The 8,705-nt window shown below is 62.3% G+C and carries 8 protein-coding genes and 1 pseudogene; 4 read left to right on the top strand and 5 right to left on the bottom strand.

Annotated features, from left to right (window positions below; translation table 11 throughout):
• From P0D89_RS48900 to P0D89_RS48915, 4 genes are all read left to right on the top strand, one after another.
• Positions 1-334: hypothetical protein (locus P0D89_RS48900; RefSeq protein WP_408379101.1), on the top strand; the 334-nt coding region annotated here is incomplete at its 5' end.
• A gap of 274 nt (positions 335-608) precedes the next feature.
• Positions 609-809, top strand: a complete 201-nt coding sequence (locus P0D89_RS48905) for a hypothetical protein (protein WP_408370214.1) — start codon at positions 609-611, stop codon at positions 807-809.
• A gap of 219 nt (positions 810-1,028) precedes the next feature.
• Positions 1,029-1,211 (top strand): hypothetical protein, encoded by a 183-nt coding sequence (locus P0D89_RS48910; protein ID WP_408370217.1) that lies wholly within the window; start codon positions 1,029-1,031, stop codon positions 1,209-1,211.
• A 232-nt stretch (positions 1,212-1,443) separates the two neighbouring features.
• The gene (locus tag P0D89_RS48915) at positions 1,444-2,910 is read left to right on the top strand and encodes a UvrD-helicase domain-containing protein (RefSeq protein ID WP_408379114.1); all 1,467 of its coding nucleotides are present in this window, start codon (positions 1,444-1,446) and stop codon (positions 2,908-2,910) included.
• A gap of 366 nt (positions 2,911-3,276) precedes the next feature.
• Here P0D89_RS48915 and P0D89_RS48920 read toward each other — a convergent pair.
• From P0D89_RS48920 to P0D89_RS48940, 5 genes and pseudogenes are all read right to left on the bottom strand, one after another.
• Positions 3,277-4,282, bottom strand: a pseudogene (locus P0D89_RS48920) (IS91 family transposase); the annotation flags it as partial.
• A 365-nt stretch (positions 4,283-4,647) separates the two neighbouring features.
• Positions 4,648-5,856, bottom strand: a complete 1,209-nt coding sequence (locus P0D89_RS48925) for an IS91 family transposase (protein WP_408379103.1) — start codon at positions 5,854-5,856, stop codon at positions 4,648-4,650.
• 9 nt (positions 5,857-5,865) lie between these two features.
• Positions 5,866-6,138, bottom strand: coding sequence for a tyrosine-type recombinase/integrase (locus tag P0D89_RS48930; RefSeq protein ID WP_408379106.1), 273 nt, complete (start codon positions 6,136-6,138; stop codon positions 5,866-5,868).
• Between the two features lie 309 nt (positions 6,139-6,447).
• Positions 6,448-7,653, bottom strand: coding sequence for an IS91 family transposase (locus P0D89_RS48935; protein WP_408379109.1), 1,206 nt, complete (start codon positions 7,651-7,653; stop codon positions 6,448-6,450).
• Between the two features lie 8 nt (positions 7,654-7,661).
• Positions 7,662-8,540 carry a tyrosine-type recombinase/integrase gene (locus P0D89_RS48940; protein WP_408379111.1) on the bottom strand — a complete coding sequence of 293 codons (879 nt, stop codon included), beginning with the start codon at positions 8,538-8,540 and terminating at the stop codon, positions 7,662-7,664.
• Positions 8,541-8,705 lie beyond the last annotated feature (165 nt).

Raw genomic sequence — 8,705 nt, forward strand, 5'->3', positions numbered from 1 at the left:
GATTATGTGGACATCCGTCAGCGAACGGTTGCCGATCGCCTATAACCACAAGGACCGCGAGCGGTTCGACTACAACGGCCTCAACCGCAATACGGTACTGCATGGCATCGCAATGGAGGAATATGCAACGGAGGAAAACAGCCTGAAGGCTTTCTCATTGCTTAGTTGCATGGCAGCGTTGATGTCCAAAAGAGAGAGAGAGCCGCTCGACACGCATCCTCCCTTGGAGATAACGCGTCATCGCCGGCCGTGTAAGCAAGCATTGCCTAGCGAAATTGCCGGTTCAAGTCCGGTCCCCCGTCATGTACGAAATGGGCATTCGAAAATTGGGTGATGTGCAAAACTCGTTTCGCCTAGTTTCGTACACTCCTCTCGATACCGTACGTAGCCGGTCGGTTTCGTACAACCGGCCCACTGGTAACGGTTACCAGATAGCGCGCGACCCCAAAAAAAAGCCCGCCTCAGCGGGCGCGCTTAATCCATAGCCGAGGAGATCGAGAAATGGAGAGACGAGCTAAGTATAAACCCTGATCTCAATCCCATGCAGCGTGCCCGAAGCCGCCGTTGTGGACCGGATATTGCTCGTTAGTTCATGAAGGAGAAAGATCATGATCAGACTATTCGGCATATTGGCTTTAGGGGCCGGTCTCGCCGGCTGTGTTGTCGCTCCGCCGTATGGCTATGGTTACGGTGATCCCGCATACGGATATGGTCCTGGCTATTACGCGCCAAGCACTAGTATTGGGGTCGGTGTGGGCGGCGGCAGCTTTGGCGGTGGTGTGGGCGTCGGTGTCGGACTCGGTTTCTGAACCCGCTGGCCAGATTCAAGCCTGACGCCCCTCCGAGGATCGAAGGGCTGCATTCTGAAGACTATCCAGCCCTTCAAAATACGACCAGGGGTGGTAATCTCGCTGAAGTGCATATACACACTGGCATATCCGGTCACGGCGTGTTTTGGCCGCCTGCTCCACGGGTGCTGGCGTCGACCCGACGCGCCTTGGCGGTGACCCGGGCACGGAAGTAAGTTCATGGACATTGCGGTGCGTGCAGATTGTCCTGAAATTCAGTTCCGGCAGCTGCGTGTGTCGCCCGGTTCACTCCGGAAAAGTCCCAGCCGCGGATTCGACCTTCAGGAAGTGGACGCGTCCGCTGACGTCGCCTGCCGCGAGCACCGCTCGCAATTGCCGCCTGCCCTGGAGATTACTGTTTGAGCAAAGCGGACGTCCGAACGGCCTCGCGTTTATAGTGGTGACCGACAGAAACTGGCCGATCACTGCCTCATGCAAACGGCATGGACCGCCCGAATCTCGCACGGTGGCGATCGGCAGCACGCGACGCGCTGAGCCGCACGGCCAACCAATGCCAGCAGGCTTTTTTCTTTCCGGCGACCGATTTCCTGGACACCGGGGGCAAACTGATGGTCTTTCGGCCCAAATCGAGTCTATGCCTGCCCAGTTCAGACCCACGCCAGAGCAACAGGCCATCGTAGATGCGGCCGGCAGCGGCGACAACCTCAAGATCAAGGCTTACGCGGGTGCGGGAAAAACATCGACGCTCCGTCTGGTCGCGCATCGGCTTGCTCCACAGCGCGGGACCTACCTCGCGTTCAACAGGGAAATCGCTGAGCATGCGCGGCGCGGCTTTCCGGATAACGTCGTTGCGCGGACTGTCCACTCGCTCGCGTATGCCTCCACGCCGCCCGCCTTGACCTCGCGGGTGAGCCTGCCCGCCGAGCCACCGCATGAGCTTGCGGCGCGGTACGGCCTGAGTTCCGTGGAGGTGCCATCTGTCACTGGCAAGGCTCTCGAGTTGACCCCCTTCGACCTGGGGCGTATGGTCGCCGACGGACTTGGACGCTTCTGTCGTTCCGCGAGTCCTGTACCCGAGCCGGCTCACATTCCCGTCGACGAGAAAATCAACACCGGCGCCGCAGGGTGGCTCCGCGACGGACTGCTCCCCTCCGTTTCTCGCATGTGGATGGAGAGCACTGAACGAAACGGGCGCAGCGCGATCATGCCGGACGTATACCTGAAGGTCTGGTCACAGATGGATCCGCGCATTGACTCGGACTTCATACTGTTTGACGAGGCGCAGGATAGCGACGGCGTCATGCTGCAAATACTGGCGCGTCAAACTCACGCGCAGATCATCTATGTGGGCGACCCCTATCAGCAGATTTACGAGTGGCGCGGTGCACTCAACGCGATGTCGCAAATCGACGCCCCGGAGCTTGCACTGACCGAGTCGTTCCGGTTCGGCGCGCTGTTCGCTACACTGGCCAGCAGGCTGCTCCAGCTACTGGGCGAACGCACGCCATTGCGCGGCCAACCCGGCATCGGCTCCATCATCTCTGACGACCCGGCCATTGCACCGCCTGTCGATGCCATCTTGTGCCGAAAGAACGTCTCCGCGATCTGGCATCTCGCGGCCGGAATCGAGGCAGGGCATCGCCCCTCGATCCGCATGAGTCCCGCTGAGATTGTGACGTACGCCGACGGCGCTGATGCGCTAATCGCCGGACGTCGCGCATTCCGACCAGCGGCATTTTCGCTGTTCGAAAACTGGAAGGAGGCACAATCCTTTGCGCGCAGCGCCGCCGGCGTCGATCTTCTACCGGTCGTACGAATCGTGGATGAACTCGGAACCGACTATCTGCGCTCGCTCGCCCAGCGAATCGCAGCAGAGACTGAAGCGGACTACGTGATCTCGACCGTTCACCGGGCGAAAGGCCTTCAATGGAAACGTGTGAAGGTCACAAACGATTTCCTCTTCAAGATGGAAAACGGTCGACTCGTTCTGGACGACGACGAATTGCGCCTTCTGTACGTGGCCACCACCCGCGCCCAACACGTGCTCGATGTCTCCGCGCTTCGCGAAGAATTGATCCGGCTGTTGGGCCCCCGTCCGTGAAACCGTCGCGCATCGTGCGTCGCCGGTCGTTAAGCGTTGTTCGACGCCTGCCCATGTCTGCTGGCGCGCGTATACGCGACGACGCGTGCGGGCAGGCGTTGGACAACGCTCGAGGGAGGAAACCGCGGAGTGTACCGAGGCGGCTATGGGGATTGAAGTGTTCGCGTGGCCCGATCGATCACGCGTTATGGGCCGAAGCCGGGGCTGGCCTGATGCCAATGAAGCAGCGATGCCGTGGCCCGGCGTATTTCGCGCGATTCGCGACAGGCGGCAACCTCTGCCTGGCGAGATGCACACAAACGTCTCCTGCTGGCGCTCGTTGCCGAGGAGCCGACAGTCGGATTGAAGATACCTGGTGACTCTGGTTCACGCCTCACCTCTGGAACCAGGTGGCGCGCGAATCGGGTGGCTGCGTGGCAGGATTTCGACGATGATCATTGGTGCGCCGCAGTGCCGACAGACGAATGTCGGTGCCGTTGTGCGGGGTGGCACGTCGTCACCGGCGATATTGGCGGGCGGAGCATGCAACAGCGCGCGTATCGTCGCCAGGTTCTGCCGGCGCACCGGGTTGGCGAGCAGACCATAGTGGCGGATGCGGTGGAAGCCGCCAGGTAGCACATGCAGCAGGAACCGCCGCATGAACTCGGGCGCATCCAGCGTCATGGTCTTGTAGCGGGTACGGCCACTCGCACGATAGTCCTTCCAGCGGAAGGTGACCCCCCGTTCGCCGAACGCCACGAGGCGCTGGTTGGAGATGGCCACGCGATGCGTATAGCGCGACAGATACGCAAGCACGGCTTCCGGTCCTGCGAACGGCCGCTTCGCATATACCACCCATTCGCATGCGCGCAGCGGCGCGAGCCACCGGGCGAAGACAGCGCAATCGGCAAGTGCAGCGTACTCGCCAAAGAAGCGTAGCTGGCCCCGGCGAGGTGCATGGGTGAGCTCTTCCAGGAAGCGCCGCCGGAACAGTCGCGAGAGGACGCGTACTGGCAGGAAGAAGCCGGGCCGGCATCCAACCCACCGTTCACCATCAGACGAGAGACCTCCGCCGGGAACGATGCCGTGCACGTGAGGATGGTGTGTGAGTGCCGAACCCCACGTGTGCAGGACGAGGGTCGCGCCAATCTGCGCGCCCAGATGCTTCGGGTCGGCGGCGATCGTACGCAGGGTTTCGGCGGCAACGTCGAACAGCAGCCCGTAGATGATCGACTTGTTATACCAGGCGATCGCGCTGATCGCCGCAGGCAGCGTGAAGACCACGTGGTAGTACTCGACCGGCAGCAGATCGGCCTGACGTGCCTCGAGACCGGTGTGCGGCGCTCGCCTGGCACTTCGGGCAATGGCGGTTACGACACGTAATGGAGTGCACTCCATTAGGCAGAGGGATTTTTGGTTAGCGATTGCGGCTACGAACCAATGAGCGATTCCATATAAGTCGCACCGCAATCGGTAACCAAAAATCCGTTTGTGCTGAACCGCTCCGCAGGCGGTCGCCTCTATGGGCATTGAATGACCGGCGGGGTCATCCAGGGTGCGCCACCCGCGTTGGCCGGGCACCGGACGACGATGAAGCGGCGTTGGCCGGCGCGTGAGGGTGGTGTGAGCGTTGAGTTGGCGAGGTCAACGGTGCAGATTGCGGGGCGTTCACCTACGGCAAAGACCCGATGACGCAGGGCCGGGCGCGTTGCCGTCCGGAATGCATGGGAACGTGGCGGGCCGTGGGGCGAACGCGCATCAGTGAACATGGTGAGCGGGTGGTGGCGCACGCGGCAGTGCACCGGGCAGGAAGGATTCGATGCAGAGCATGTGGCCGTTGCCGCAGACGGGGCAATCGCGCAGGGACTTGCCGGTGAGTCGCTGGTAACGGTCGCGGTAGTCTTCCATCGGGTCGGGTATGTCGTGCGCGGGAGCCACGACGCCGAGCAGCTGGCGGCAGGTAGCGAGCCTGGCGGTCCGGTGGCGATTGGCCAGCAGGCCGTAACTGCGGATGTGCTTGAAGCCGTCGGGCAGCACATGCAGCAGGAAGCGGCGGATGAATTCGTCGGCCTCAAGCGTCATGGTCTTCATTGCGGCGGGATGTTTATAGTCTTTCCACCGGAAGGTGACGTGGCCGTCGTCGAAGCTGACCAGCCGGTGGTTGGAGATGGCCACGCGGTGGGTGTAGCGGCCCAGATAGTCGAGTACGTGTCGGGCGTCGCCGAAAGGAGGCTTCGCATAGACGACCCACTCGGCTTGTGCGGCCGGCGCGAGAAAGGCGGCGAACGCCTGAAGGTCGGCGAGCGGTTCAAGCTGGCCGTAGAAATGCAGTGCGCCGGTGTCGAAGGCATGGCGCAGCTGTGCGAGAAACAGACGCCGGAACAGCCGTGAGAGCACCCGCACGGGCAGGAAGAAACCGGGGCGACAGGCGATCCAGTGTTCGCCGCCCGCGGCGATGCCGCCGCCCGGGACCACGCAGTGCACGTGCGGATGGTGTTGCAGGTTCTGCCCCCAGGTATGCAGGACCGTGATGAAACCGATCTCGGCGCCGAGGTGTTTGGGATCGGCGGCGATCGTGCGCAGGGTTTCGGCGCTGGTGCGGAACAGCAGGTCGTAGAGCACGCGTTTGTTCTGGTACGCGAGTGCTGCGATGGGCTCGGGCAGCGTGAAGACCACATGGAAATACTCGACCCCGGGCAACAGCTCAGCCTGCCGGTGTTCGAGCCATTGAGCGCGGGCGAGCGACTGGCACTTCGGGCAGGCGCGATGCCGGCACGAGTTGTAGGTGATGCGCTGGTGACCGCAGGCATCGCACTGCTCGACATGGCCGCCCAGCGCCGCGGTGCGACACAGCTCGATCGCGCTCATGGCACGCCGTTGGGCACGACTGAGCGCGTCGGCGTGGCTCTGCCGGTATTGCGGACCGCAGCGGCGGAAGATGTCCGCCACCTCGGGTGCGACGCTCATGACGCGGGTTCAGAAATACTCGGGCGGACTGGGCGGAGGCTGCACCGGCTCAGGGTGAGGCAGCAGATCAAAGGGGCTGGAGGTTGCACAGATGGTGCTGGTTGCCAATTTCAAGTACTTGGCCGTGGTCGAAAGGCTGCGATGACCCATCAGCAGCTGGATCCTGCGTACATCGGTGCCGGTCTCCAGCAGATGCGTGGCGAAGGCGTGGCGCTTATATCGCTGGGTAAATAAGGCAGAGATTTTTTTGGTTGGCGGTCGCGGCAACCAGCGCATCGCCATGTCGTCGGACCTGATCCGCGACCGGTAATCAAAAAAATGTTTGTGCTAAACCGCTCCACAGGCGGTGGCCGCTATGGGCATTGAATGACCGCCGCGGTAATTTGTGATGTCGTGCGGGGGTGATCACAGATGGACTTCCGACGGGAGTGGTAAGCATCACGTGTAAAGGAAGCGGGAATGTGCGCGTGAACAGGCAAATCACCCGCCATTCTTGAGTACGCTGGTGCGCCAGCAGATCGAAGGCACGAGTGCGGCCGCGTTGGCCTCGTCAGGAAAGGCGAACGTGTACGGAAACAGGTGCGGTGGCAACTAGCGGGCATGGTTGGGACCTGGCGGGGCTCGTGGAAGGCTGCCGGGCATGTCTTCGATGCGGAGCATGTGTCCCTTGCCACATACGGGGCAGTCGCGTAGTGACTTGCCGGTCAGTCGCTGGTAGCGGTCACGGTAGTCTTCCCCGGGCTCGGCTGCGGCAGCGGGGGGTGCTTCGACGCCAAGTAGCTGCCTGCAGATGGCGAGCTTGTCGGCACGGTGGCGGTTGGCGAGCCACCCGTAGCTGCGAATGCGCTTGAAGCCGTCAGGCAGCACATGCAGCAGGAAGCGACGGATGAACTCGTCGGCCGTGAGCGTCATGGTGCTTTGTCTGGACTCGTGCCGGTAGTCCTTCCAGCGGAACTGCACGGTGTGCCCGTCGAAGGCGAGCAGCCGGTTGTTGGAGATGGCGACTCGGTGGGTGTAGCGGCCCAGGTAGTCGAGCACGTGTTCGGCACCGCCAAAGGGTGGCTTGGCGTAGACCACCCACTCCGCCCGTGCTGCGGGTGCAAGCCAGGCTGCGAATTCGACAGGATCGCTCAGGGATTCGAACTGACCGTGCAGGCGCAGCCCGCCGGCGTCGTAAGCGCGACGCAGCTGTTCGAGAAACAGGCGGCGAAAGAGCCGTGACAGGACCCGCACGGGCAGGAAGAAGCCCGGACGGCAGGCGATCCAGCGCTCGCCGTCCGGGGCAATGCCGCCGCCCGGCACAACGCAATGGACATGAGGGTGATGCTGCAGGTTCTGTCCCCACGTATGCAGGATCGTGAGGAAGCCGATCTCGGCACCCAGGTGTTTCGGATCGGCGGCGATCGTGCGCAACGTTTCGGCGCTGGCGCGAAACAGCAGATCGTAGAGCGTCCTCTTGTTCTGGAACGCGAGAGCGGCGATGGATTCGGGAAGCGTGAAGACGACATGAAAATACTCGGTCGAGGGGAGGAGCTCCGCATGCCGGCGTTCGAGCCATTGCGCGCGGGCGAGTGACTGGCACTTCGGACAGTGCCGGTTACGACATGAGTCGTAACTGATGCGCTGATGGCCGCATGCATCGCACTGCTCGAGATGGGCACCGAGCGCTGCGGTACGACACAGCTCGATGGCACTCATCACGCGTCGCTGGACACGACTGAGCCCCTCGGCATGGGATAGCCGAAAACTGGGCCCGCACTGGCGGAAGATGTCCGCCACTTCGAGCGCCGGCCGCATGACTGCGATCAGAAGTACTCGGGCGCAGGTGGCGGGGATGGAATGGGTGCGGGGTGCGGCAGCAGATCGAAGGGACTGGTGGTGGCGCACACGGTGCTGGTGGCCACCTTCAGGTACCGGGACGTTGTCGCAAGGGACCTATGGCCCATCAGTAGCTGGATCCGGCGCACGTCGGTACCGGTTTCCAGCAGATGCGTGGCGAACGCGTGTCTCAAAGAATGGGGTGTCACGGGTTTGGTGATGCCGCTGCGCTTGCGTGCAAGCTCGCATGCGTCGCCCACGGCATGGCGGGTGATGGGCCGCCCCGGAATGTTGCCTGGAAAGAGCCATTCCTTCGGATGGGCGTCCTGCCAGTACAGCCTCAGGATCTCGAGCAGCCTCGGCGAGAGCATTACATAGCGATCCTTACGGTTCTTCCCCTGGTTTACACGGATGACCATGCGCTTGCTGTCGATATCGGTGACCTTCAGATGCACGACTTCCGACACCCGCAGTCCGGCGGCGTACGCGGTCATCAGGATGGTGCGGTGCTTGAGACTGGCGACCGATTCGAAGAAGGTGGTGATCTCCTCCAGGCTGAGGACGACCGGCAGTCGGAACGGCTTCCTCGGCAAGGGAAAATCCTCGTCGCTCCAGTCGCGTTTAAGCGTCACGCGGTAGAGAAACCGGAGTGCGCCGATCGTTGGGCCGAGGCTGCCGGGTGCCAGCTTGCGCTCTTCCCGGAGATAGATGAGCCAGGCCCGGATCTCGTCGGGACCCAGCAGTTCGGGCGAACGGCGAAAGTGGCGGGAAAAACTGGATACCTGAATTAGATAGGACTTCTGCGTGTTATCGGCGAGATTACGGATCTCCATGTCGTGCAACATGCGTTGGCGCAGCGGCGTCATGACTAACCCCCTGGAAGCAGTGGTGGAGCCCGGTTGGGCATCCACATACTGCTCCTGGAGGTGTCTGCGTCCCCTCGTTGGGATCCTGCGTCAGCTCACCGTCACCAATGAACGTCAGCCATCAGCTGTCGCATTCCTCCCCCTACCGCGTCAGCGGTTTAGTAC

This window comes from Paraburkholderia sp. RL18-085-BIA-A, from assembly GCF_046027075.1.
Classification (GTDB): domain Bacteria; phylum Pseudomonadota; class Gammaproteobacteria; order Burkholderiales; family Burkholderiaceae; genus Paraburkholderia.

Coding starts and splice junctions, on each gene's coding strand:
- P0D89_RS48935 (WP_408379109.1), bottom strand. CDS start 7,653: ATGCGGCCGGCGCTCGAAGTGGCGGACATCTTCCGCCAGTGCGGGCCC.
- P0D89_RS48940 (WP_408379111.1), bottom strand. CDS start 8,540: ATGACGCCGCTGCGCCAACGCATGTTGCACGACATGGAGATCCGTAAT.
- P0D89_RS48925 (WP_408379103.1), bottom strand. CDS start 5,856: ATGAGCGTCGCACCCGAGGTGGCGGACATCTTCCGCCGCTGCGGTCCG.
- P0D89_RS48905 (WP_408370214.1), top strand. CDS start 609: ATGATCAGACTATTCGGCATATTGGCTTTAGGGGCCGGTCTCGCCGGC.
- P0D89_RS48930 (WP_408379106.1), bottom strand. CDS start 6,138: ATGGCGATGCGCTGGTTGCCGCGACCGCCAACCAAAAAAATCTCTGCC.
- P0D89_RS48910 (WP_408370217.1), top strand. CDS start 1,029: ATGGACATTGCGGTGCGTGCAGATTGTCCTGAAATTCAGTTCCGGCAG.
- P0D89_RS48915 (WP_408379114.1), top strand. CDS start 1,444: ATGCCTGCCCAGTTCAGACCCACGCCAGAGCAACAGGCCATCGTAGAT.